Raw genomic sequence first — 24,807 nt, forward strand, 5'->3', positions numbered from 1 at the left:
GATGGAAAACCAAAATCAGCCACTACAAATCTTGATTGTGGAAGATGAACCCAAGCTGGGCCAACTGTTGGTAGATTATCTGCAGGCTGCTGGCTACGCCACCCGCTGGCTGAGCAACGGCAGCGAGGTGATCCCGGCGGTGCATGAACATCCACCGGCGCTTATTTTGCTGGATTTGATGCTGCCAGGCTGCGATGGCTTAACCGTTTGCCGCGAGCTACGCCGTTTTACCGATATCCCCGTCATCATGGTGACCGCCAAAATCGAGGAGATCGACCGCCTGCTGGGGCTGGAGATCGGGGCGGATGACTACATCTGCAAGCCTTACAGCCCGCGCGAAGTGGTTGCCAGGGTGAAAACCATCCTGCGCCGTTGCTATCGGCCCCAGGAACATAGCGATGATGATTCACTGTTGCAGATTGATGAGCCACGCTTTCAGGCCAGCTATCAGGGCCATATCCTGGATCTGACTCCGGCGGAATTCCGCCTGCTGAAAACCCTGGCCTGCCAGCCGGGCAACGTGTTTTCACGCGAACAGCTGCTGAACAATCTGTACGACGATTACCGGGTGGTGACAGACCGTACCATCGATAGCCATATCAAGAACCTGCGCCGCAAGCTGGAGCTGATCGACGGCGACAAGGCGTTTATCCGTTCGGTCTACGGGGTGGGCTACCGCTGGGAAGCCGAACAGTGTAGGCTGGTCAATGGGCTGTGACGCTTACAGCGTCCAGTCTTCCACCTCAAGCTCCGCGACCATAGTGAAAGCCCGATCGCTGGTCACTATGGTTGCGCCACGGCTTACCGCATGTGCGGCAATAAGCTGATCCAACGCCCCCATCGGTCTGCCTTGTTTTTCCATACTTGCGCGCATGACACCATAGCAATGCGCCGCCGCAGAGTCCCAGGAGTAAACGGTGACGGCGTCCAGGAACATCATCACCGTCTGTTTTAGCGCCTTGTTCTGCCGCTTGGCGACACCATAAAGCAGTTCCGCCTGGGTTATGCTGGAAATACACACCGACGATGGCGGTACCCGGCCCATAGCCGCAAGCAGCCGGGGATGTTGACGAAAAAGCTGGCTCACCGTGTTAGTGTCGAACATATACATGACTTACTGTTCCTCCTTGAACGGATCCCGTTCTGCAACCCCTTGCTGGCGATCGTCAGCAGTCAGGAAGTCAGCAGGAACCGCCACGTTTTGCAGCATGGTCAGTAGCGGTTGCCAGGAGTCCAATTTCATTGGATGCTTCGACAAGATAACGTTACCCTGTTCATCCCGGCGAATATAAACCTGATCGACATCGAATTCGAATTCCACTGGCAATCTCACCGCCTGATTTCTACCGTTTTTAAAAAGCTTGGCGACTCTTTCCATATTGCACCTCCTCACGCTGGCATAGGCCAAAGCATATGCCTATTTTGAGTGGATGCCAAGGCCAAGCTGCCTGTTTTTTGTTCGCATAAGGAATGCGGATATCAGCCACCCTATCCTCTCAACGTAGCAAAATCATCTGCCTCCTAACGTTTTATGCCAACGATGCGAACCGCTACGCAATCACCAATGTAACCAGGGGCAACCTCCCTCCAGCCCAACCTGGCAACGAATACAACAAGCCACCCATTTCTGTGCACTGGTACGCATTACTTCACCGTTAAAAAAAGCGCTTGCTGAGACATTAGCTACACTTATCTCACTTATTGGCACTAATCAGGAGCAGGACCATGGCAAGCGGACATTATGAGCTGACAAAATCGAGCAACGGGCAGTATCACTTCAACCTGAAGGCCAGCAATGGCGAGATCATTCTCTCCAGCGAGATGTATGCCAGCAAAGCCTCGGCGGAAAACGGGATTGCGTCCGTGCAAACCAATTCGCCTCATGAGGCGCAGTTTGAAGTGAAAATCAGCAGCAACAACAAACCCTATTTCGTGCTGAAAGCCAAAAACCATCAGGTGATTGGCACCAGCCAGATGTACAGCTCGGATAGCGCAGCGAAAGGCGGGATTCAGTCGGTGATCAAGAATGGCCCAACCACAGACGTGCGTGATTTAAGCGTATAAATCTCATCCGGCCTGCGCGCGGTATCCACTACCGCGCGGTTTTTCTGATGATGAAGATCAATCTCCCTTGAAAATTTCCGGTTAATTGCTGATTTCTTGGCGGGCTGCCGCTACAATCCCCCGCTTTCACTGCGCCATTGGGTGGCGCGGTGCTGACCTGAAATCAGACCGAGAATCACTATGTTTACACCAGAACTCCTCTCCCCGGCGGGAACGCTGAAAAACATGCGTTACGCCTTTGCCTATGGGGCCGATGCGGTTTACGCTGGCCAGCCGCGTTACAGCCTGCGGGTACGTAATAACGAATTTAACCACGAGAACCTGCAGCTCGGGATTAACGAAGCCCATGCGCTAGGCAAAAGGTTCTACGTGGTGGTTAACATCGCGCCACACAACGCCAAACTGAAAACCTTCCTGCGTGACCTGAAACCGGTGATCGACATGGGCCCGGACGCGCTAATCATGTCCGACCCCGGTTTGATCATGATGGTGCGCGAAGCCTTCCCGCAGATGGACATTCACCTCTCGGTGCAGGCTAACGCGGTCAACTGGGCAACGGTGAAGTTCTGGCAGCAGATGGGCTTGACGCGGGTGATCCTTTCCCGCGAGCTGTCGCTGGATGAAGTGGCGGAAATCCGTAGCCAGGTACCAGAAATGGAGCTGGAGATCTTCGTGCATGGCGCACTGTGCATGGCCTATTCCGGCCGCTGCCTGCTTTCCGGTTACATCAACAAACGCGATCCCAACCAAGGCACCTGCACCAATGCCTGCCGCTGGCAGTACAAGGCAGAAGAAGGCAAGGAAGACGATACCGGCAGCATCGTGCATCTGCATGAGCCTATCGCGGTGCAAAACGTTGAGCCGACGCTGGGCATTGGCGCACCAACCGATAAAGTCTTTATGCTTTCCGAAGCGCAGAAACCCGGCGAGTACATGAGCGCGTTTGAGGACGAGCACGGCACCTACATCATGAACTCAAAAGATCTGCGTGCCATCCAGCACGTAGAGCGACTCACCCAGTTGGGCGTACATTCGCTGAAGATTGAAGGCCGTACCAAGTCGTTTTATTACTGCGCCCGTACCGCACAGGTTTATCGCCGTGCCATTGACGACGCCGTTGCCGGTAAGCCCTTCGACCCAAGCCTGCTAACCACGCTGGAAGGCCTGGCTCATCGTGGCTATACCGAAGGTTTCCTGCGCCGTCATACGCATGATGCCCACCAGAACTATGATTACGGTTCCTCCATTTCCGAACTGCAGCAGTTTGTCGGGGAATTTACCGGGGTGCGCCGTAACGGCTGGGCAGAAGTGGATGTAAAAAATAAATTCCTGGTCGGTGACAGCGTAGAGATGATGACGCCAGGAGGTAACGTGTTGTTTACCCTGGAAAGCCTGCAGAACAAGAAGGGCGAGACGATCGATGTCGCTCCGGGCAACGGCCATATCGTTTATTTGCCGATCCCCGAGGATATCGACCTCAATTATGCGTTGTTGATCCGCAATTTGCCGCAGGACGATAGCCAGAACGGTTAAGATGTTTATCGCCACCCACCTGGGTGGCAATTTTTGGCAAATATTAGAATCAGATCACATCAATTAGCGCGCAGCTTGGTTATTATCAGGCTGCTTAAAACTAATAACGAAAATATTTGCATAGCAATACTAGGAACCACCTCCTTAGCCAGCCCAATCTCCCTTGGGTTGGCCTTTTCTTTTTTATCCCCTTAAATTTCAATCAGCTGAAAATTTCATTGGTTTTTTTAGGATATTTCTTGCATTGCGCCAAGCGGCTTATCATTTTCCCTGCAATATATAAATTATTCTATAGCGATTAATAAGGTCGTTAATACCAACGCTTAACTTGCGTGAAAGAAAGGTATTTCCCCCCATTGGGCATTGATTATATAAATACCCTGTAGCAGCCAAACGCGGCATTACCTGAATATTCTTATGGCCCGCTACCGGATTGTGGTTTATCGTTAATGGCTTGGTTTAGGGTTCAAACTACTGGGAAGCCCCACCTGGCCACCGTTTGACAGCCGATTCGTTTTTCGCCATAAGGATCAGGAATGCACCAATATGCACCAGCACTGCTTATCATCAATGGTAAAAGCTCCGGCAACGAGGAAGTTCGCGCAGCGGTGAACCTGCTGCGCCATGAGGGCCAGACCCTGCATGTCCGCGTCACCTGGGAACTGGGGGATGCCGCTCGTTACGTCAAAGAGGCTAGCCAACTGAGGGTTGAAACCGTGATCGCCGGGGGTGGCGACGGTACCATCAACGAGGTCGCTGCCGCATTGGCACAACTGCCCGCAGAGTTTCGCCCAATACTCGGCATACTGCCGCTGGGCACCGCCAACGACTTTGCTACCGCCTGCTCTATTCCCTTACAACCAGATTTGGCTTTGCAGTTAGCCATCAAGGGCCGAGCGGTGCCGATCGATCTGGCCAAGGTCAATGACGAGCGCTATTTCATCAATATGGCGACCGGCGGCTTTGGCACCCGCATTACCACCGAAACCCCAGAAAAACTGAAGGCTGCGCTGGGGGGCGTTTCCTATTTCATTCACGGCCTGCTGCGCCTGGATGCGCTGAAAGCCGACAGCTGCGAGATCCGTGGGCCAGATTTCCATTGGGCCGGAGAAGCGCTGGTGATCGGTATCGGCAACGGTAGGCAGGCCGGAGGTGGGCAGAAACTTTGCCCTGGCGCGTTGATCAACGATGGTTTATTGCAGGTGCGCCTGCTCACCGCCGAAGAGTTGCTGCCTACGCTGGTTAATATCTTGTTCAGCGGTGAGGAAAACAGCAACGTAGTTGATGCCTCATTGCCATGGCTGGAAATCACCGCGCCGCATGAAATCACCTTTAACCTTGATGGCGAACCGCTGACGGGCCGTGATTTCCGCATTGAGGTGCTGCCTGATGCTATCAAGTGCCGCTTACCGCCAAATTGCGATCTGCTGGGATAAGCAAATAAGCCACGTGCTCAGATCGAGCAAGCTTTAGCCCGGCGTAACGCCCCTCACCCTAACCCTCTCCCACAGGGAGAGGGGACAGTATGTGCTACAAATTAGCTCCTGCGCTCAACCGCAAAATCGTAAAATCGTAAAATCGTAAAATCGTAAAATCGTAAAAAACTATATTTAATTTAGTTAGTTACCGAGTTACAAATTATCATCCACACCTGACCGCATCACCGAATCAGCTCCCTCTCCCTGTGGGAGAGGGTTGGGGTGAGGGGCCGCTGCTACAAATTAACTCCCGCTCCTGAACACGCCAGCGAACCAACATCCCTCTTTTTACCTCAAGATAAAACCATCCCCCCACGTCTGCGATCCTCTCCATAAATGTGATCTCCAGCGGCAATTCTCACAAATCATACTTGTATGGTAGTCAGTTCAAGGTTAATTTCCGCCCATACGTTATCAGCAACAACAGGATGTGGAAGTCATGAAAATTGTTAAAGCCGAGGTGTTTGTCACCTGCCCGGGAAGAAATTTCGTCACCTTGAAGATCACTACCGACTGCGGGCTAACCGGGATCGGCGATGCAACCCTGAACGGCCGCGAACTGCCGGTCGCGTCTTATCTTGAAGATCACGTCTGCCCGCAGCTGATTGGCCGCGATGCTCATCAGATTGAAGATATCTGGCAGTACTTCTACAAAGGTGCTTACTGGCGCCGTGGCCCGGTGACCATGTCGGCCATCTCTGCGGTGGATACGGCATTGTGGGATATCAAAGCCAAAGCGGCCAATATGCCGCTGTACCAGTTGCTGGGTGGCGCTTCACGTACCGGCGTCATGGTGTATTGCCATACCACCGGCCACTCGATTGACGAAGTGCTGGACGATTATGCCAAGCACAAGGAGCTGGGCTTCAAGGCAATCCGCGCACAATGCGGCGTCCCAGGCATGAAAACCACCTACGGCATGGCCAAGGGCAAAGGCCTGGCGTATGAGCCTGCGACCAAAGGTAACTGGCCGGAAGAGCAGCTGTGGTCAACCGAGAAATACCTCGACTTCACCCCGAAACTTTTTGCAGCCGTGCGTGACAAATTCGGTTTTGACGAACACCTGCTGCACGATATGCATCACCGCCTGACGCCGATCGAAGCGGCCCGCTTTGGCAAAAGCGTTGAGCAATATCGCCTGTTCTGGATGGAAGATCCTACCCCGGCCGAAAACCAGGAGTGCTTCCGCCTGATCCGCCAACATACCGTGACCCCGATTGCGGTCGGTGAGGTGTTCAACAGCATCTGGGATTGCAAACAGCTGATAGAAGAGCAACTGATCGATTACATCCGTACCACCATCACCCACGCCGGGGGCATCACCGGCATGCGCCGTATCGCCGATTTCGCTTCGCTGTATCAGGTGCGTACCGGCTCACACGGCCCTTCCGATCTCTCGCCAATCTGCATGGCGGCAGCGTTGCACTTTGACCTGTGGGTGCCGAACTTCGGCGTGCAGGAATATATGGGCTACTCCGAACAGATGCTGGAGGTGTTCCCACATAACTGGACGTTCGACAACGGCTACATGCATCCGGGCGAAAAACCAGGGTTGGGCATCGAGTTTGACGAAAAACTGGCTGCCAAATATCCCTACGATCCAGCCTACCTGCCGGTAGCGCGCCTGGAAGACGGCACCCTGTGGAACTGGTAAACCGAGGAATTTCTATGAAAAGCATTACTGTTCAACAGCCAGGGCAATTGGTGATCGAAGAACGCCCATTGCCATCGCCGCAGCAAGGTGAAGTCCGGATCCGTGTGGCTAGTGCCGGGATCTGCGGTTCCGACGTGCATATCTATCGGGGCCATAATCCGTTTGCCAAATACCCGCGCGTGATCGGCCATGAGTTCTTTGGCCATATCGATGCTATCGGCGAAGGTGTCGACCCGTCACGCATCGGAGAACGCGTAGTGGGCGATCCGGTTGTCAGTTGCGGCCATTGCTATCCCTGCTCGGTGGGCAGACCAAACGTCTGCACCGAACTGCAGGTCATCGGGGTGCACCGTGACGGCGGGTTCAGCGAATTTGTGACGCTACCGGCCAAAAATGCCCATCTAGTACCGGACAGCATTCCAGACAACGAAGCCACGATGGTCGAACCCTTCACCATTGCTGCCAACATCTGTAGCCAACTGCAACCTGGCCCGTTAGATGTGGCCTTGGTGTATGGTGCCGGACCTATGGGCCTAACCTCCATTCAGGCGCTGAGCGGCGTTTACGGCGTTAAACAGATTGTGGTAGCTGACCGTATCGATGAGCGCCTGGCGATGGCCACTGCCAACGGCGCGGATGTGGTGATCAACAACAGCCAGCTGGATTTGGCCAGCGAGTTACAAAAACTCGGCATCCGGCCAACGCTGATCATCGATGCTGCCTGCCACCCGGCCATTCTGCCGGAGGCAATCGGCTTGGCTTCTCCCGCCGCACGCATTGGCATTATGGGCTTCTCTGCCGAACCCTGCGTGATCAGCCAGCAAGCCATTACCAGTAAAGAGATCTCGATTTACAGCTCACGCCTTAACAGCAACCGCTTCCCGCAGGTGATTGCCTGGATGGCGCAACGCCAGATCCAACCAGAGAAACTGATCACCCATCAGTTTACGTTTACGCAAGTGCTTGACGCGATGGAGATCTTCGAAAAAGACCAAAAGCAGTGCTGTAAAGTTTTACTGAAATTCTGACCTGACCACTTTCCAGCTACGGCCTGCTGTAGCTGGAAGGAAACAGGGGCTTCTGAACCTCATCTTTGCCGTCCTTACAACAATTTGCAGAGAACAGAACAATGATGAACGCAAAAATTGACAACACTCAGCCGGAAAGAAGTACCTCGGACCTGATCAAGGCGGCCGTTTCCGGCTGGCTTGGTACCGCATTGGAATTTATGGATTTTCAGCTTTATTCGCTAGGTGCAGCATTAGTTTTCCATGAAATATTTTTCCCGGAACAGTCCGCCGCCATGGCGTTAATCTTGGCGATGGGAACCTACGGCGCGGGTTATATCGCCCGTATTGCGGGTGCCTTCTTCTTTGGACGCATGGGGGATACCATCGGCCGTAAAAGGGTGCTGTTTATTACCATTACCATGATGGGGGTCTGCACCACCTTAATCGGCGTGCTGCCAACCTATGCGCAAATCGGTATTTTCGCCCCTTTGTTACTGGTGTTACTGCGTATTATTCAGGGGCTGGGAGCTGGCGCGGAAATTTCCGGAGCAGGAACCATGCTGGCAGAATATGCGCCTAAGGGTAAACGCGGGATTATCTCCTCACTAGTAGCCATGGGCACCAACTGCGGCACGCTGTCAGCAACGGCTATCTGGGCCGTCATGTTCTTCTTCCTGTCAAAAGAAGAGCTGCTGGCCTGGGGCTGGCGCGTGCCTTTCCTGGCCAGCGTGGTCGTCATGCTGTTTGCCATCTGGCTGCGTATGAACCTGAAAGAAAGCCCGGTGTTTGAAAAAGTTAACGACGACAGCACCAGCGCAACACCGGCTCACGCCGTGGCTGACAAGACCCATTCGCTGTCGGCGATGTTCAGCAGCAAATCCTTCTGGCTGGCTACCGGGCTGCGTTTTGGCCAGGCAGGCAACTCCGGTCTGATCCAGACCTTCCTGGCTGGTTATCTGGTGCAAACCCTGCTGTTTGAGAAGGCTATCCCAACCGACGCCTTGATGATCAGCTCCGCCATCGGTTTTATTACCATCCCGTTCCTTGGCTGGCTCTCCGACAAGATAGGCCGGCGGATACCTTATATCCTGGTCAATATCTCCGCCATCATTCTGGCTTACCCCATGATTTCGATGATTGTGGACAAGACCAATGAGGTGAACGTGATTATGGTCTCGATCATTATTATCCATAACGTCGCAGTGCTGGGCCTGTTTGCGCTGGAAAACATCACCATGGCGGAAATGTTTGGTTCACGTAACCGCTTTACCCGCATGGCGATCTCCAAAGAGGCCGGTGGTTTGGTGGCGGTCGGCTTCGGCCCGGTATTGGCCGGTATCTTCTGCAATATGACCGACTCCTGGTGGCCAATCGCCGCCATGATGATCCTGTACTCCATTATCGGCTTGCTGGCAGCGATATTGATGCCAGAAGTCAGAGATCGCGACCTGAGCCTGGCGGAAGATGCCGCAGAAAGCCCAGCGCTACCGATAGCCCAGCGCGTCAGCAGTCATTAATCCCTCTTCAATCCTCTGCCGCAGAGAAGGTTCTGCGGCAATCAAACCATCACACAGTGAGTTTTAACATGGATACCAAGCTGTTAGCAGCCAACGCCATTGTTCCGCAGTACGATCGTAGCAAACTGGTTTCGCGCCTGGTTCATCTGGGCTTTGGTGCCTTTCATCGGGCCCACCAGACGGTATACGCCGATATCCTGGCACAGGAACACGGCAGCGACTGGGGCTACTGCGAAATCAACCTGATCGGTGGCGAACAGCAAATCGCCGATCTCAAACAGCAAGATATGCTCTACAGCGTGGCAGAGATGTCAGCCGATGCCTGGCAATGCCGGGTGGTGGGCGTAGTAAAACAGGCGCTGCATGCGCAAGTCGACGGGCTGGACGCCGTGTTCCAGGCTCTGGCCCAGCCAGAAGTGGCGATTGTGTCCATGACCATCACCGAAAAAGGCTACTGTCATTCTCCCGCCACCGGCCAGTTGCAGCTAGATCATCCATTGATTGTGCGTGATCTGGCTAATCCGCATCACCCACAAAGCGCAGTTGGGGTCATCGTCGCAGCCTTGGCGCAGCGTAAAGCTGCCGGGCAATCTGCATTCAGCGTGATGTCTTGCGACAATATGCCGGAAAACGGCCATGTGACCCGCAACGTGATCACCACCTATGCCAAAGCGCTAGATCCGGCGTTGGCAACGTGGATCGAAACCCACGTCACCTTCCCTTCCACCATGGTCGATCGCATCGTGCCAGCCGTGACGCCAGACACCCTGGCTCAGGTCGCACAGCAAACCGGCGTGCAGGATCCGGCAGCCGTGGCCTGCGAGCCGTTCCGCCAATGGGTGATTGAGGACAATTTTGTCGCGGGCCGCCCGACATGGGAACAAGCCGGTGCCGAACTGGTCAGCGATGTGTTGCCGTTCGAAGAGATGAAGCTGCGTATGCTGAACGGCAGCCACTCGTTCCTGGCCTATCTGGGTTATTTAGCCGGTTACCCACACATCAGTGACTGTATGCAGGATGAGCATTACGTCAAGGCCGCCCGCCATCTGATGCTGGCTGAGCAGGCCCCGACGCTGAACACGCCGGGAACCGATCTGGAGAAATACGCCGATTCCCTGCTGGCACGCTATCGCAATACGGCGTTGAAGCACCGCACCTGGCAGATCGCCATGGACGGCACGCAAAAGCTGCCGCAGCGCATGCTGGATTCGGTGCGCTGGCATCTGGCCAACGGCAGTGATTTTGACTGTCTGGCGCTGGGCGTAGCGGGCTGGATGCGTTACGTCGGCGGTAAGGACGAACAGGGTCAGCCGATCGACATCAGCGATCCATTGCGTGAGGAAATTGCCCGGCGCGTCGCCAACAGTGCTGAAGGTGAGCCTCGCGTGATGGCGTTACTGCAAATGACCTCGGTATTCGGACGCGACCTGCCGGATAACCAACGCTTCGTCAATGCCGTGACCAGTGCTTATCTGGCGCTGTTGGCGCGGGGAGCTAAAGCGACGGTGGCAAGGGTGCTGGCACGCTAATAGAAAAGCAGAGAATGCGGGTGGATTTATCCGCCCTCTTTCACAGGTTAATCTGCTAGTATGGTGACATTCACTACTACTCTCATATATTGATTGTTGCCATGTCAGAATCGTACGTCCTCACGAATAATGTCCCGGTCAATCAGCAGATCTATCGTTTCCTGCGCAAAGATATCGTCGATTGCACCATCCCTCCGGGCACGTTGCTTTCCGAGAAAGAGATCTCCACCCGTTTCAGCGTTTCACGCCAACCGGTGCGCGAAGCCTTTATCAAACTGGCTGAAGCGGGGCTGGTGCAGATCTTGCCGCAGCGCGGTACCTTCGTGATGAAAATTTCCGCCAAACGAGTGGCCGACGGGCGCTTTATCCGTCAGGCGGTGGAATGCGCCATCGTGCGGCGAGTTGCCACCAGCATCACCCCCGATCAGTTGATGACGCTGGAGCATAACCTGCATCGCCAGGAGCTGGCGGCACAGAATAATCAGATCCGCGAGTTTTTGGCGCTGGATGATGAATTCCACCATCTGCTGACGCAAATGGCCAACTGTGCCCTGGCGTGGGAAACCATCGAGACCATCAAAGCGACGATGGATCGGGTGCGCTTCCTCAGCCTGAGCGAAGTGTCACCGCCGGAGAATCTGATCCACCAGCATTACCGTATTTTTGCGGCGCTGAAAGCCCAGGATCCGGATGCGGCGGAGCTGGCTATTCATGAGCATTTGCAGGAGATGATCTATTCGATCACCCCGATTGCTCTGCAAAATACCGACTGGTTTGAAGCCGAGTAAAAACTGTTCCCCTCTCCGACCAGGAAAGGGGACGCCATCAACAAGCGCTCACTCGCAAATTTTGCCTTCTAAATAGCATTTCTTCTCAATCGCATCTATTGTCTCTTCGCACCATCAGGTTTTGATTAGTATCTTTGCATAGCTTCAATCACCGCTTTTGACTACGCCGGTGGCCAAATACCCAGAGTTACCGGTGTATAGGAAGCTTTAACGGGAGTGAATCATGACGGATATTGCACAATTGTTAGGTAAGGAAGCGGAAGACCTTTTGCAACACCGCTGCACCACCATCCCTGCGGAAAATCTGTACCTGCCCGGTGGCGACTTTGTTGACCGGGTGATGATCGACAACAACCGCCCAAACAGCGTGCTACGCTCAATGCAAACCTTGCTGAACCATGGCCGCCTGGCGGGCACCGGTTATCTATCGATCCTGCCGGTCGATCAGGGCGTGGAGCACTCTGCCGGTGCCTCGTTTGCCGCCAACCCACTCTATTTTGATCCAAAAAATATCGTTGAGCTGGCGATCGAAGCCGGATGTAACTGCGTGGCATCCACTTACGGCGTGCTGGCTTCGGTCTCCCGCCGCTACGCCCACAAGATCCCGTTCCTGGTCAAGCTGAACCACAACGAAACCCTGAGCTATCCAACGCAATACGACCAGACCCTGTATGCCAGCGTTGAGCAGGCGTTCAATATGGGGGCGGTGGCGGTTGGTGCAACCATTTACTTCGGTTCCGAGCAGTCACGCCGCCAGATTGAAGAGATCTCGATCGCCTTTGAGCGCGCTCACGAACTGGGCATGGTGACCGTATTGTGGGCCTATCTACGTAACCCTGCGTTCAACAAGGATGGCGTCGATTATCATTCCAGCGCCGATCTGACCGGCCAAGCCAACCACATTGCGGCCACCATCGGTGCCGATATCGTTAAACAGAAAATGGCCGAGAACAACGGCGGCTACCGTGCAGTGAAATTCGGTTATACCGACGATCGCGTCTATGACAAGCTGACCACCGATCACCCTATCGATCTGGTGCGCTACCAGTTGGCAAACTGCTACATGGGCCGCGCCGGTTTGATTAACTCTGGCGGCGCCGCAGGGGAAAACGACCTGCAAGAGTCAGTGCGTACCGCCGTGATCAATAAACGGGCTGGCGGGATGGGCCTGATCCTGGGGCGTAAAGCGTTCAAGAAATCGATGAAGGATGGCATCGCCCTGATCAATGCCGTGCAGGACACCTATCTCGACAACAGCGTCACCATCGCTTAATCGTTATTTATCAAATTATTAGTCTTCGAGGCTCAGCTCTGCTGGGCCTTTTTCATGTCCTAACCCCTCTCTTCCTTCATTATTAATTTCTTTTCTTTCATTTTTATCTTTCACAATAAAATATTTATCTTTCAAAGTGTGATCCATTTAAAACAAAAGCCGAACCAAAGTGGTTACTGTATGACCCATGGCGACAGAGCCGCACTTCGCTCCAGGCCATAGCATCCATCACAGGAGAAAAAAATGATTGAGCTAATAACCCACGGAGCCGAATGGTTCATCGGCCTGTTCCAAAAAGGCGGGGAAGTGTTTGTCGGTATGGTGACCGGCATTTTACCGTTGTTGATCAGCCTGTTAGTTATCATGAACGCGTTGATCAACTTTGTTGGCCAGGAACGTATCGAACGTTTGGCACAGCGCTGTGCCGGTAACCCGGTTTCACGCTACCTGCTACTCCCCCTGATCGGCACCTTTGTGTTTTGTAATCCGATGACGTTGAGTCTCGGACGTTTTATGCCAGAGAAATATAAACCCAGTTATTACGCCGCAGCCTCCTACAGTTGCCACTCCATGAACGGCCTGTTCCCCCATATCAACCCTGGCGAACTGTTCGTTTACCTCGGCATTGCCAGCGGTTTGACCACGCTTGGCCTGCCGTTGGCTCCTCTGGCAGTGAGTTACTTCCTGGTTGGGCTGTTCACCAACTTCTTCCGCGGTTGGATCACCGATCTCACCACCAGCATATTTGAACGCAAGATGGGCATCCAACTGGATCGCCAGGTTCAACTTTAATTTGTGGAGCGCAGCATGAGTGCTTATATCCGTATTGAGAAAGGTGCTGGCGGCTGGGGTGGCCCACTACAGTTACCTATCGAGCCAGGTAAGAAAATCGTCTATATCACCGCCGGTACCCGCCCGGCGATCGTCGACAAACTCAGCGATTTAACCGGCTGGCCTGCGGTAGACGGTTTCAAAGAAGGCGAACCACCGGCGGAAGAGATTGGTCTGGCGATTATTGACTGTGGGGGGACGTTGCGTTGTGGCATCTACCCTAAACGCCGCATCCCTACCATCAATATTCATTCAACTGGCCGTTCTGGCCCGCTGGCGCAGTTTATTCTGGAGGATATTTACGTTTCCGGCGTACGGGAAAACAACATCAGCCTGATTGACGTTGCACAAGGGTCTGAAACTCCTCCGCCCAGCGAAAAACAGCCACAACCAAAGGTTCGTGATTACGATACCAGCAAAAAAATCACCGAACAGAGCGATGGCCTGTTGGCAAAAGTCGGGATGGGTATGGGGTCAGTTGTCGCGGTGTTTTTCCAGGCCGGACGTGACACCATCGATACCGTGTTGAAAACCATTCTGCCGTTTATGGCCTTCGTCTCGGCACTGATCGGCATCATCATGGCCTCGGGTCTGGGTGACTTTATCGCCCACGGCCTGACGCCGCTGGCCAACAGCCCAATCGGTTTGGTGACGTTGGCGCTGATCTGTTCCTTCCCCCTGCTTTCACCGTTCCTCGGCCCTGGCGCCGTCATCGCTCAGGTCATCGGCGTGCTGGTGGGCGTACAGATTGGTCTTGGCCATATTCCCCCTCAGCTGGCACTCCCGGCGCTGTTCGCCATTAACGCCCAGGCCGCCTGTGACTTTATCCCGGTGGGTCTGTCCCTGGCAGAGGCCAAGCAGGATACGGTGCGTGTCGGCGTCCCTTCGGTACTGGTTGGGCGCTTCCTCACTGGCGCACCGACGGTCCTGATCGCTTGGGCCGCATCGGCCTTTATCTATCAATAAATTGCCCGGAGGAAAACCATGAGCACCATTTTCCAGACCACTATCACCCAGATTGGCGGCTGCGCCCGTGACGCACTGCTGGACAATATGCTGATCACCTTCCGCGAAGGCGCACCGGCAGATATTGAAGAGTACTGCTTCATCCACCAGCACGGCGAGACCGCCGGTGAATTACAAACCGGGGGCGTGATGGAGCTTGGCGATCGGCGCTACCCCATCACCGCCGTCGGAGAGGTTGCCACCCAGAACCTACGCGAACTGGGCCATATCACCGTACGTTTTGATGGAGAAACTCAGGCCGAATTCCCTGGCACGATCCACGTAACAGGCAGCACGCCCGCTGATATCCCGTTAGGCAGCACACTGAAATTTATCGCATAAGGAGTAGATCATGTCTGAAGTAGCTGTAGTGATTGGCGGTGGCCAAACGTTGGGGGCTTTCCTGTGTCATGGCCTGGCTGAAGCGGGTTATCGCGTTGCGGTCGCCGATTTGAATGCCGACAACGCCAATCTGGTGGCACAGCAAATCAATCAGGAGTTCGGGGCCGATCGCGCCATCGGTTTCCAGGCCGATGCCACCGATGAGGCCAGCGTTATCGCGCTGGCTAGTGCGGTTGACCGGGCTTTCGGTCAGACCAACCTGTTGGTGTACAGCGCCGGGATTGCCAAAGCCGCGCCGATCACCGATTTCCCACTGGGGGATTTTGACCGCTCCTTGCAGGTGAACCTGGTGGGTTATTTCCTGTGTGCCCGCGAGTTCTCTCGCCTGATGATCCGCGACGGTATCGCCGGGCGCATCATTCAAATCAACTCTAAATCCGGCAAGGTCGGCAGCAAGCATAATTCCGGCTACAGCGCCGCCAAGTTCGGTGGCGTTGGATTGACGCAGTCGCTGGCGCTCGATCTGGCCGATTACGGTATCACCGTGCACTCCCTGATGCTCGGTAACCTGTTGAAGTCGCCGATGTTCCAGTCGCTATTGCCGCAATATGCACAGAAGCTGGGCATCAAGCCGGAAGAAGTTGAGAAATATTACACCGATAAGGTGCCGCTGAAACGCGGCTGTGACTACCAGGACGTGCTGAACACGCTGCTGTTTTATGCCAGCGACAAAGCCTCTTACTGCACCGGCCAGTCGATCAACATTACCGGCGGGCAGGTGATGTTCTGATTTACGGGCTTGGAATAAGGGCTAACTAAATATGTATCTAACAGCCCCTCACCCCCACCCTCTCCCACAGGGAGAGGGTGCCAGTACGGTGTCATAGTCAGGTATAGGACTCTATCTGAAGAACGCTAACCCCATATTTTGATACCGTGCCGTGGTTAAATACAGGAATAACGTTGTAGCACATTCGGTCCCCTCTCCCTGTGGGAGAGGGTTAGGGTGAGGGGTCGATCGCCGGACTCTCTCCCTTTATTTTCACACAGGAGAACAACCGTATGACCAGCGCACTCATTACCTTCGCCGTTATCGCCTGGCTGCTGCAAATCGCCCTGGGTTGGTGGCAGCTACAGCGCTTTAACCGCGCGTTCGAGAGCCTATGCCAATTGGGCACCGTGGGCGTTGGCCGCTCTGGGGGCCGGTTCAAACCCCGCGTGGTATTGGCGCTAGCGTTTGACGCCCAACAGCGGGTATGTGGCAGCATGCTGATGCGCGGCCTGACCATCTTCGCCCAGCCGAAACAGCTCACGCAGTTACATGGCATGCACCAACAACAACTCTGCCCAGATGTGATCTTCCCTGAGGATCGGGCATGCCAAACTGCACTATCGTTAGCGATCGCACCGAAATCATGATATTTTCACATTAAAAGACATTACCTTTCATAGTGAACTATCTCACCGAGAGGAATGGTCAACTCTTGTGAACAGGGATCTCTATGAAACCAAAGCAGCGGCAAGCCGCTATCCTCGAATACTTGCAGCGGCATGGCAAAACGGCAGTGGATGCCCTGGCAGAGCATTTTTCCACGACCGGCACTACCATCCGTAAAGATCTCACCTTGCTGGAAGAAGAAGGCGAGGTGATCCGCACCTATGGCGGCGTGGTGCTTAGCCGTGACGATGGCGATCAGCCCATCGATCGTAAAACCCATATCAACACCGAAAAGAAACGGCAGATCGCCTATGCCGCCATCAAGCTGATCGATGATGGTGATTCGCTGATCTTTGACGCAGGCAGTACGGTATTGCAGATGGTGCCACATCTGGCGCAGTTCAATAACATCACCGTGATGACCAACAGCCTGACTATCGTTAACGCGCTGGTGGAACTGGATAACGATCAAACCATCCTGATGCCCGGTGGCACCTACCGTAAAAAATCTGCCTCCTTTCACGGCAGCCTGGCGGAGTCGGCATTTCAGCAGTTCAGCTTCGATAAGCTGTTTATTGGGGCCGACGGTGTCGACCTCAATGCGGGTGTCACCACCTTTAATGAAGTGCATAATGTCAGCAAGGCGATGTGTGAAGCCGCCAGCCGTATTGTGTTGCTGGTCGATTCCTCGAAGTTTGGCCGCAAAAGCCCCAACGTGGTGTGCGATCTGAGCGTTGTGGATACCCTGATCACCGATAACGGCATCAACCCGGATTACCTGGCTGCGCTACAGGCTAAAGGTATCAATATCATTCTGGTAGGAGACCCCCTTGATGAGTAACGCCACTGCCCTGCTCAACTTTGCCCGTGAAACGCTGGAAATTGAGCTGACCGAAGCGCAGCGCCTGCTGACACGCCTGGATGACAACTTTGTCCAAGCCTGTGAACTGCTGCTCAACTGCCGTGGCAAGGCGGTTATTTCCGGTATTGGTAAATCCGGCCATATCGGCAAGAAGATTGCCGCTTCATTGGCCAGCACTGGCACCCCGTCGTTTTTCGTCCATCCGGCGGAAGCCTTGCATGGCGATTTGGGGATGATCGGCGCCGATGATGTGGTGATCTTTATCTCCTATTCAGGCCGCGCCAAAGAGCTGGATCTGATCCTGCCGCTGCTGGCAGAGAGCAAGATCCCCGTGATTGCCATGACAGGTGGCAAAGAGTCGCCGCTGGCACTGGGTGCTGCCTGTACGTTGGATATCAGCGTTGAACGTGAAGCTTGCCCGATGGGCCTGGCACCCACTTCCAGCGGAGTGACTACGCTGATGATGGGGGATGCATTAGCGATGGCCCTGATGCGCCAGCGCGGTTTTAATGCCGAAGATTTTGCCCGTTCCCATCCAGGTGGCAGCCTGGGTGCTCGCCTGCTCAATCGCGTCCATCACTTGATGCGTACCGGCGATCGCCTGCCGATGGTGCAAGAAAGCGCCAACGTAATGGAAGCCATGCTGGAGTTGAGCCGTACCGGGCTAGGCCTGGTAGCCGTATGCGATGCACAGCAAAAAGTGGTGGGCGTATTTACCGACGGTGACCTGCGCCGCTGGTTGGTGAAGGGTAATAGCCTCAATGACGGCCTCAGCCCGGCGATCACTCGCCCCGGCTACCGCTTGCCAGAACAGTGGCGTGCCGGGGAAGCCCTGGAAGCGCTGCACGAACAGCACATCAGCGCGGCTCCGGTGGTGGATATCGATGGCGTACTGGTAGGTGCAATCAACCTGCACGACCTGCATCAGGCCGGGATCGGCTGATATCACGTAGGGGGCGTAGCATGCTACGCCCGCTTAACTACTACCTTGGCGCGTAGCTTTCCCCCTCAGCAGCGTTACTTCCAGTCTGGATTGCCCTCAAACTGTTTCTTCAGCAACGCTTTCATCTGATCATCCGGTTTACCCAGCCATTGATATTTGGCGTATTTCTTCGGATGGTCGATGGCCTGCGGCTTATTGGGCACTTCAACCCGCACGCCCCAAGCCTGGGACTTGTCGGCTTTAAAAGCCACAATCATAAAGTTATTGGCGCAGTCATGCGGCTTGCAGATGTTACCGATTTGGTAGCTTTGCCCTTGCCAGGTGACGGTTTCAGCTGGCGTGGAAGTGCCGATCCCTTTACGCGCCCAACCCGGTAACTGTGCCTGCCCCTTCACCATATTTTTCCAACTGGTTTGGTAGCCCGGCTGCTGGATCAGATCTGAGGCAGTGATAATCTGTTCGGCAAAACTGCCGGTGCTAAATCCAAGCAGGGTCGCAACCAAGGCTCCCAACAACCTCTTTTTTCCTATCATGGTCTCCTCCCTCGGTAAATCAAAAGCGTAGCTCCAAGTAGCTCAGACCACAATTAAACGGGAAAGTTGGCTCAGCGTTTTCGTCAGACTACCTGCCAATATCCTTTTTTGGTTGCCCCAACCCTGATTAGCCGCTTTCCTTCCTGGAGCACCTTGAGGCTTCGCTCAATGGTACGGCTGCTCATCGCCAATGTTTCCGCCAATTGGGCAATGGTGACGGAGGGATTGGCAGCAATAATGGCCAAGATGCGTTCAGTCGTTCGACTCAGCGGTAGTAAATTTTCTTCCGACATTTCTTCCGACATTTCTTCCGACATTTCTTCCGACATTTCTTCCGACATTGTGGCAGACTTCCCCTTCTGCTCGCCAATACCTTCGGCTAATGCCGCCACCAGTTTCTCCAGCATGAAGTCAATAAATGCGGTGCAATCGCTAGCCCTATCACAGACTCCCAGGACTCGGTAATAGTCCTGCTGTTGATTATGGATCAGGGTTTCAACCGGTAGCCATGCCAACTCTGAACGCCACTCACTGAGGATCAACGTTTGCCATAAACGCCCCATTCGCCCATTGCCATCGGCAAACGGATGAATAAATTCGAACTCATAGTGAAAGATAGAGCTGGCGATCAGTGGATGAATATCGGTGTGCTTTAACCACGCCAACAGATCGCCAACCAAACGCGATAGTTGATTGGCAGGTGGCGCCATATGGATAAGTTGTTTATCTCGATATACCCCAACATTGCCGCTGCGTAGCTGCCCCGGAGCATCGACCAGCCCTCCCATTAATAAACCATGTGCCGCCAACAAATCCTCAAGCCGATGGCTTTGCCAGCTTGGCAATTTTTCATAGGTAAGGATGGCGTTACGGACTTCCTGAATATCTTTTGCCGGTGCCAACACCCGCTTACCTTCCATGATCGCAGTCACCTGCTCAGTAGACAGGCTATTATGCTCAATGGCCAATGAGGCCTGAATGGTGCGGATACGGTTCTCTTTGCGTAACAAAGGTGAAGATTGCCCAGCCTGCGCGGCCCAATGCCCCAATAGCTCCCCCACCTCAATCACTCGATTCAGGATAGCTGGCGTAATGGTATAAGGTGGTTGATAACCAGCCATCTTGCTTCCCTTTATTTTCACAAATCAATCAGCCTGAGCCGCATTGGGCCTGGTTCCCGATCATGGAGGGCTCGGTGGAAAATATCAAGCAATTGACCAACTAGCATCGGCTAGTGGAAAAGTTGGCTCACCACCAGGCATGGAAATGATGCACCGGCCCAATACCCTGCCCTACCTCCAGGCTATCGGCCTGCTGTAAGGCCTGTTGCAGGTAGTTTTTTGCCGCTGCCACGGTATCGGCCCAATTTGGGTAGCGTGGGCGCAGGGCTGCCAGTGCCGCAGATAAGGTGCAACCGGTGCCGTGCGTGTGCCTGGTCGCTATGCGCGGCGCACTAAAGCGCTGCTCAAAGCCGGGGATAAATAGCCAATCTGGGCTTTCCTCTTCACTTAGGTGGCCCCCCTTCATCAACACCGCCTGACAGCCCATCGCTAATAACGCCTGGCCCTGCTCGCGCATTTGTGATTCGTTTTGTGCCGGAGCGCAGGCCAGCAAAGCCGCCGCCTCTGGCAAGTTCGGCGTGATAATGGAAACCAACGGCATTAGCTCACGGCGGATGGACTCCACCGCTTCCGGTGCCAACAGCGGGTCACCACTTTTAGCCAGCATCACCGTATCCAGCACTACATAAGGCAGCTTGTAATGGCGTAGGCGCTCGGCCACCGCCTGCACGATGTCGGCATTAGCCAACATGCCGATTTTAGCGCTGTCGATACGCACATCGCTGAGTACCGAATCCAGTTGGGCGGCCACAAATGCCGGTTCGATATGATATACCGACTGCACGCCACGGGTGTTCTGCGCCACCAGCGCGGTGATCACGCTGGTGCCATAGGCCCCCAATGCGGAGAAAGCTTTCAGATCGGCCTGAATACCGGCTCCACCGCTAGGATCGGTGCCAGCGATGGTGAGAGCGTTAATCCGTTTCATAGCAGATCCTCCATTCGCAGTTGGTAGAGGGCATCCAGGAAGGCGGCAGTAAAGCTGCCAGGGCCAGAACACCGCGCCGTGGCCCTTTCACCACATAGCGCCATCACCCGGCAAGCGGTGGCAACGTTATCCAGCCGATCGCCCGGCAAACTGCAAAATGCTGTCACAACGGCTGAAAGCGCGCAGCCCGTTCCCACTACGCGCGTCATTAATACATCGCCACCCGTGACGGCCCAGTCTCTTTCACCATCAGTGATATAGTCTGTCTCACCGGTGACGGCCACAATGGCCCCACAATTACGTGCTAATACGCGTGCTGCGGGTAATGCCATCAGCGAGTCATCCTGGCTATCTACGCCACGGGCGCTGGTCTGCAGGCCGCTCAATGCAATGATTTCCGACGCGTTGCCACGGATCGCCGCAGGCCGCAGGGTGAGCAAGCGGCGGGCGAAGATTGCTCGGTATTCCAATCCCCCAACGGCAACCGGATCCAGTAACCAGGGCTTTTCAGCACGATTGGCAGCCTCGATGGCGGCTAACATCGACTCTGCCCGCGAAGCGTGCAGGGTGCCGATATTGATCAACAGCGCATCAGCAACGCGGCTGAACTGCGCGGCCTCTTCCGGTTCCACTACCATCGCCGGTGAAGCACCAAGCGCCAGCAGCACGTTGGCCGTCAGCTCTTGCACCACTTCGTTGGTCAGGCAGTGGATCAATGGAGGTTGGCGTTTAAATTGGTTAAAACAGGCCGCGGCACGGGTGCCGGGTAACACATCAGGTCGAGTAAACATAGCGCTCCCAACCGGCGTTCAAGAAGGCGGGTACCGGTTGAGATACCGCGACATCCCTACGCTGGTATAATCCAGATCAGGTAATACGGGTAATTTCTCAGCCCCTAAGGGCACCCCGAGTCGACGTTTGCCATTATTGAGGCTGTGGCCAGTGAGGTCAATCACACGATAGCGTCAAAAAATAAAAAGGAGACGCCGTCTCCCCCAGATAATGTATAGTTCGCGTTTAACGGGGAAACCATGCTCACTCACTCATCTATCCGCCTTAACAAATACATTAGCGACAGCGGCATTTGTTCTCGTCGGGCTGCCGATCGCCACATCAGGCAGGGCAACGTCTTTATCAACGACAGCTTAGCCTCCTTGGGCGCTCAAGTATTGGTCGGGGATGTGGTCAAAGTTAACGGCCAGCCGATCGAACCGCGCGATGCGGCCGATCTGGTGCTAATCGCGCTGAACAAGCCGGTTGGTATCATCACCAGCATGGGAAAGCACGTGCGGGATAACATCGGTGATTACGTTAATCACAATAGGCGCATCTTTCCCATCGGGCGGCTGGATAAGGACTCTCAGGGGCTGATTTTCCTGACCAATGATGGCGAACTGTTCAATAAGATCCTCCGTGCTGGCAATAATCATCAAAAAGAGTACCTGGTCACCGTCAACAAACCGGTGACGGATGAGTTTATTCAGGGCATGGGCGCAGGCGTACCCATACTGGATACGGTGACTCAACAATGCCTGGTGGAGCAAGAAGCCCCGCAGATGTTTCGCATCACGCTGGTGCAGGGGCTTAACCGCCAAATCCGCCGTATGTGCAAATATTTTGGTTATCATGTCACCAAACTTGAGCGCCAGCGTATTATGAATATCACTCTGCAAGGGTTACCGCTGGGCGAATGGCGGGATTTGACCGATGATGAGCGGATCGAGTTATTCGAGCTGATTGAACACTCCTCGTCCGAGGATATTTCCGCCCCGCGTCAATATAGCCAGATATAGGCGACTGTCGCGATATGCAATCAACCTCTCAAAACAGCCGCTAATTATCAGTTGATCTTGTTTTCATTCGGCTCTATCTTCTCGCATCCGGGTAAATGTTGCGGCTCGCTGGATGCGGTCTATCCCTCCTCCCCTTTCCGTCAACCAAACGGATTTATGACTCTTTTCTTGTCAGAGTTACCACACGGCATTTGATAACTTTCGGTAAACATGAACTCAACGGTTAAAGATACCCTGGCAGCACGTGACGTCACCCTAACCCCGTGGACAGGCTTTTACTTCCTGCAGTCGCTGCTGATCAACTTCGCCCTCGGCTATCCATTTAGTCTGCTGTATGCCGTGGCGTTTAGCTGTGTGTTACTGCTGCTGTGGCGCCTCAGCTCGCGCCTGCAAAAGAGCGTGATCGGGCTGTGTAGCCTCATCGCCGCCCTGTATTTCCCATTTTCTCAGGCCTATGGCTCGCCCAATTTTAATACCCTGCTGGCGTTACACTCGACCACGGTGGAGGAGTCCAGCGAGATATTGACCATCTTTCCGTGGTACAGCTATTTGGTGTCCCTGTTTATTCTGGCACTGGGCATTATCGCGTTGCGCCGTAAGCCAACCCCGAAAGGGGCTTGGAACACCCTCCAGAGCTTATGTCTCACCATCAGCGTGGTCTGCTTTTTTGTCACGCCAGTGCAGAATCTGGCATACGGTGGCGTGTTTAAATTGACCGATTCTGGTTATCCCGTGTTTCGTTTCGTCAGAGATGTGATCGCCAATAACCAGGAAGTGATTGATGAAAAAGCCCGTATGCAGGCGTTTTCACAGCTGAAAGATTCCTGGAACGTGCTGACGGTGAAACCGAAATATCATATCTACATGGTAGTGATCGGCGAAAGCGCGCGGCGAGATGCCTTAGGGGCGTTTGGTGGGCACTGGGACAATACCCCCTTCGCCAGCCACGTAAACGGTACGCTGTTGCTTAACTATATTGCGGCCAGCGGCTCAACACAGAAATCGCTCGGCTTAACGTTAACCCGTGTCATTAACGGCAAACCGCAGTATCAGGATAACTTCGTCACGTTGGCCAATCGTGCAGGTTTTCAGACCTGGTGGTTCTCCAACCAAGGCCAAATTGGTGAATATGACACCGCTATCGCCAGCATTGCCAAACGTGCCGATGAAGTGCAGTTCCTGAAAAACGGTGATTTTGAAGCGGATAAGAACACCCATGATGAAACGCTGCTCAAGATGACCGCCCAGGTTTTTGCCGCCCCACGCAGCACTAACCCGCAGTTGATCGTCTTGCATCTGATGGGTTCACATCCGCAAGCCTGCGACCGGACTCAGGGGAAATACGCGGACTTTGTGCAATCCAAAGAGACCTCCTGCTATCTTTACACCATGACGCAAACGGACAACCTGCTGAAACAGCTCTATCAGCAGTTACGCGACACCGGGGAAAGTTTCTCAATGGTCTACTTCTCCGATCACGGTCTGGCGTTTAAAGAGCGCGGTACCCAGGTGCAATATCTGGCGCACGATGATCAGTTTCAGCAAAATTTTCAGGTCCCCTTTATGGTGCTTTCCAGCGATGACACCGCACACCGCCTGATTAAAGCCCCTCGTTCAGCCAATGACTTCCTGGCCTTTTTCGCCTCGTGGACCGGGATCAAAACCAAAGAGCTGACGCCGAAATACTCGTTTCTTTCCGAGCAAAAAGCCGGCCCCGTCTATATCACCAACTTTAAGCTCAAGAAGGTGGACTACACCCATTTGCCGACGGATATCTTTGAAACCCAAACGCGCTAAAGTGTAACAAGGTTGCCTTTGCATCTCGGGCCACTTCGTCTGTAATATGAGGCAGTTAAAATGAAAAGAGCCTGTTGACCAATGAAAAAACCGACTTTTCTGCCTCTCATTGTCCTGACACTGGCACTGGCGGGTTGCACCAGTGACTACATTATCACGACTAAATATGGCGATATCCTACAGGCCCACGGCGAACCGGACACTGACCGCAGTAGCGGTATGACCAGCTATACCGGCATGAACGGCGACTATCATCTGATCAATACCAATGATATTTCCGGAATAGTAAAAAAATAGCCTTCCCTGCGGCGGTGTGACTTTCACAACAGACCTGCATAAAGCCTGCCATGGATTGCAGCGGTTACCTG

General features: G+C 54.2%; 26 protein-coding genes and 1 riboswitch. Of the genes, 20 read left to right on the plus strand and 6 right to left on the minus strand.

Translation table 11 applies throughout. The features are described 5' to 3' along the window. The first annotated feature begins 1 nt into the window (after window position 1). Window positions 2-718 carry a two-component system response regulator BaeR gene (gene baeR, locus KGP26_RS20815; protein ID WP_021807142.1) on the plus strand — a complete coding sequence of 239 codons (717 nt, stop codon included), beginning with the start codon at window positions 2-4 and terminating at the stop codon, window positions 716-718. 3 nt (window positions 719-721) lie between these two features. Here baeR and KGP26_RS20820 read toward each other — a convergent pair whose 3' ends face one another. Both KGP26_RS20820 and KGP26_RS20825 read right to left on the minus strand, forming a co-directional pair. Further along, entirely contained in the window at window positions 722-1,111 is a 390-nt protein-coding gene (locus tag KGP26_RS20820) for a type II toxin-antitoxin system VapC family toxin (RefSeq protein WP_021807143.1), read from the minus strand. 3 nt (window positions 1,112-1,114) lie between these two features. Beyond that, window positions 1,115-1,378: an antitoxin gene (locus KGP26_RS20825; protein WP_021178792.1), complete on the minus strand. Its 264-nt coding sequence runs from the start codon at window positions 1,376-1,378 to the stop codon at window positions 1,115-1,117. A gap of 347 nt (window positions 1,379-1,725) precedes the next feature. On the opposite strand from KGP26_RS20825, the gene KGP26_RS20830 reads away from it, so the two are divergent. The 16 genes from KGP26_RS20830 to gutQ all read left to right on the plus strand — a co-directional run bounded on the left by KGP26_RS20830 (window position 1,726) and on the right by gutQ (window position 18,267). Next, window positions 1,726-2,064 (plus strand): YegP family protein, encoded by a 339-nt coding sequence (locus KGP26_RS20830; protein ID WP_021178793.1) that lies wholly within the window; start codon window positions 1,726-1,728, stop codon window positions 2,062-2,064. Between the two features lie 180 nt (window positions 2,065-2,244). Further along, complete coding sequence (gene yegQ, locus KGP26_RS20835) at window positions 2,245-3,597, plus strand: tRNA 5-hydroxyuridine modification protein YegQ (protein WP_021178794.1); 1,353 nt, start codon at window positions 2,245-2,247, stop codon at window positions 3,595-3,597. A 536-nt stretch (window positions 3,598-4,133) separates the two neighbouring features. Further along, window positions 4,134-5,033, plus strand: coding sequence for a lipid kinase YegS (gene yegS / locus KGP26_RS20840; protein ID WP_021807144.1), 900 nt, complete (start codon window positions 4,134-4,136; stop codon window positions 5,031-5,033). A gap of 481 nt (window positions 5,034-5,514) precedes the next feature. Continuing rightward, the gene (gene manD / locus KGP26_RS20845; protein WP_021178796.1) at window positions 5,515-6,729 is read left to right on the plus strand and encodes a D-mannonate dehydratase ManD; all 1,215 of its coding nucleotides are present in this window, start codon (window positions 5,515-5,517) and stop codon (window positions 6,727-6,729) included. Window positions 6,730-6,743: 14 nt separating this feature from the next. Then, window positions 6,744-7,757 carry a Zn-dependent oxidoreductase gene (locus KGP26_RS20850; protein WP_021807145.1) on the plus strand — a complete coding sequence of 338 codons (1,014 nt, stop codon included), beginning with the start codon at window positions 6,744-6,746 and terminating at the stop codon, window positions 7,755-7,757. A 104-nt stretch (window positions 7,758-7,861) separates the two neighbouring features. Further along, the gene (locus KGP26_RS20855) at window positions 7,862-9,256 is read left to right on the plus strand and encodes an MFS transporter (RefSeq protein ID WP_223665681.1); all 1,395 of its coding nucleotides are present in this window, start codon (window positions 7,862-7,864) and stop codon (window positions 9,254-9,256) included. Window positions 9,257-9,324: 68 nt separating this feature from the next. Then, on the plus strand, window positions 9,325-10,785 hold the full coding sequence (locus KGP26_RS20860) for a mannitol dehydrogenase family protein (protein WP_223664565.1): 1,461 nt from the start codon (window positions 9,325-9,327) through the stop codon (window positions 10,783-10,785). Window positions 10,786-10,886: 101 nt separating this feature from the next. After that, window positions 10,887-11,573 carry a GntR family transcriptional regulator gene (locus tag KGP26_RS20865; protein ID WP_223664566.1) on the plus strand — a complete coding sequence of 229 codons (687 nt, stop codon included), beginning with the start codon at window positions 10,887-10,889 and terminating at the stop codon, window positions 11,571-11,573. A gap of 223 nt (window positions 11,574-11,796) precedes the next feature. After that, the gene (gene fbaB / locus KGP26_RS20870; RefSeq protein ID WP_021178801.1) at window positions 11,797-12,846 is read left to right on the plus strand and encodes a class I fructose-bisphosphate aldolase; all 1,050 of its coding nucleotides are present in this window, start codon (window positions 11,797-11,799) and stop codon (window positions 12,844-12,846) included. Window positions 12,847-13,089: 243 nt separating this feature from the next. After that, entirely contained in the window at window positions 13,090-13,638 is a 549-nt protein-coding gene (locus KGP26_RS20875) for a PTS glucitol/sorbitol transporter subunit IIC (protein ID WP_021807150.1), read from the plus strand. Between the two features lie 15 nt (window positions 13,639-13,653). After that, complete coding sequence (locus KGP26_RS20880) at window positions 13,654-14,643, plus strand: PTS glucitol/sorbitol transporter subunit IIB (protein ID WP_059201499.1); 990 nt, start codon at window positions 13,654-13,656, stop codon at window positions 14,641-14,643. 18 nt (window positions 14,644-14,661) lie between these two features. Next, a complete protein-coding gene (gene srlB, locus KGP26_RS20885) occupies window positions 14,662-15,024 on the plus strand; it encodes a PTS glucitol/sorbitol transporter subunit IIA (RefSeq protein ID WP_021178804.1) in 363 nt (120 codons plus the stop codon). A 10-nt stretch (window positions 15,025-15,034) separates the two neighbouring features. Continuing rightward, window positions 15,035-15,814, plus strand: a complete 780-nt coding sequence (srlD, locus tag KGP26_RS20890) for a sorbitol-6-phosphate dehydrogenase (RefSeq protein ID WP_024527024.1) — start codon at window positions 15,035-15,037, stop codon at window positions 15,812-15,814. 272 nt (window positions 15,815-16,086) lie between these two features. Further along, the gene (gene gutM / locus KGP26_RS20895; protein WP_021807153.1) at window positions 16,087-16,443 is read left to right on the plus strand and encodes a transcriptional regulator GutM; all 357 of its coding nucleotides are present in this window, start codon (window positions 16,087-16,089) and stop codon (window positions 16,441-16,443) included. Window positions 16,444-16,526: 83 nt separating this feature from the next. Beyond that, window positions 16,527-17,303, plus strand: coding sequence for a DNA-binding transcriptional repressor (locus tag KGP26_RS20900; RefSeq protein WP_021178807.1), 777 nt, complete (start codon window positions 16,527-16,529; stop codon window positions 17,301-17,303). Then, complete coding sequence (gene gutQ / locus KGP26_RS20905) at window positions 17,296-18,267, plus strand: arabinose-5-phosphate isomerase GutQ (protein WP_021807154.1); 972 nt, start codon at window positions 17,296-17,298, stop codon at window positions 18,265-18,267. The genes KGP26_RS20900 and gutQ overlap by 8 nt, the downstream gene beginning before the upstream one ends. A gap of 74 nt (window positions 18,268-18,341) precedes the next feature. Here the strand turns inward: gutQ and KGP26_RS20910 are convergent, their stop codons facing one another. The 4 genes from KGP26_RS20910 to thiM form a co-directional block, all read right to left on the minus strand. Further along, the gene (locus tag KGP26_RS20910) at window positions 18,342-18,800 is read right to left on the minus strand and encodes an inhibitor of vertebrate lysozyme family protein (protein WP_094982774.1); all 459 of its coding nucleotides are present in this window, start codon (window positions 18,798-18,800) and stop codon (window positions 18,342-18,344) included. Between the two features lie 83 nt (window positions 18,801-18,883). Next, on the minus strand, window positions 18,884-19,921 hold the full coding sequence (locus tag KGP26_RS20915; RefSeq protein ID WP_223664567.1) for a Fic family protein: 1,038 nt from the start codon (window positions 19,919-19,921) through the stop codon (window positions 18,884-18,886). A gap of 127 nt (window positions 19,922-20,048) precedes the next feature. Next, window positions 20,049-20,849 (minus strand): bifunctional hydroxymethylpyrimidine kinase/phosphomethylpyrimidine kinase, encoded by an 801-nt coding sequence (thiD, locus tag KGP26_RS20920; protein ID WP_021807158.1) that lies wholly within the window; start codon window positions 20,847-20,849, stop codon window positions 20,049-20,051. Continuing rightward, complete coding sequence (gene thiM, locus KGP26_RS20925; protein WP_209523753.1) at window positions 20,846-21,640, minus strand: hydroxyethylthiazole kinase; 795 nt, start codon at window positions 21,638-21,640, stop codon at window positions 20,846-20,848. Before thiM ends, thiD begins: the two co-directional genes overlap by 4 nt. 36 nt (window positions 21,641-21,676) lie before the next feature. Next, window positions 21,677-21,768: riboswitch (TPP riboswitch) on the minus strand. Between the two features lie 112 nt (window positions 21,769-21,880). On the opposite strand from thiM, the gene rluF reads away from it, so the two are divergent. From rluF to KGP26_RS20940, 3 genes are all read left to right on the plus strand, one after another. Then, window positions 21,881-22,642, plus strand: coding sequence for a 23S rRNA pseudouridine(2604) synthase RluF (rluF, locus tag KGP26_RS20930; RefSeq protein ID WP_223664568.1), 762 nt, complete (start codon window positions 21,881-21,883; stop codon window positions 22,640-22,642). Between the two features lie 210 nt (window positions 22,643-22,852). Continuing rightward, window positions 22,853-24,439, plus strand: a complete 1,587-nt coding sequence (locus KGP26_RS20935; RefSeq protein ID WP_223664569.1) for a phosphoethanolamine transferase — start codon at window positions 22,853-22,855, stop codon at window positions 24,437-24,439. 81 nt (window positions 24,440-24,520) lie between these two features. After that, complete coding sequence (locus KGP26_RS20940) at window positions 24,521-24,736, plus strand: YgdI/YgdR family lipoprotein (protein WP_021178824.1); 216 nt, start codon at window positions 24,521-24,523, stop codon at window positions 24,734-24,736. The last annotated feature ends 71 nt before the right edge of the window (window positions 24,737-24,807 follow it).

It is taken from the genome of Serratia sp. JSRIV002 (genome assembly GCF_019968725.1).
GTDB classification, from domain to species: domain Bacteria; phylum Pseudomonadota; class Gammaproteobacteria; order Enterobacterales; family Enterobacteriaceae; genus Chania; species Chania fonticola_B.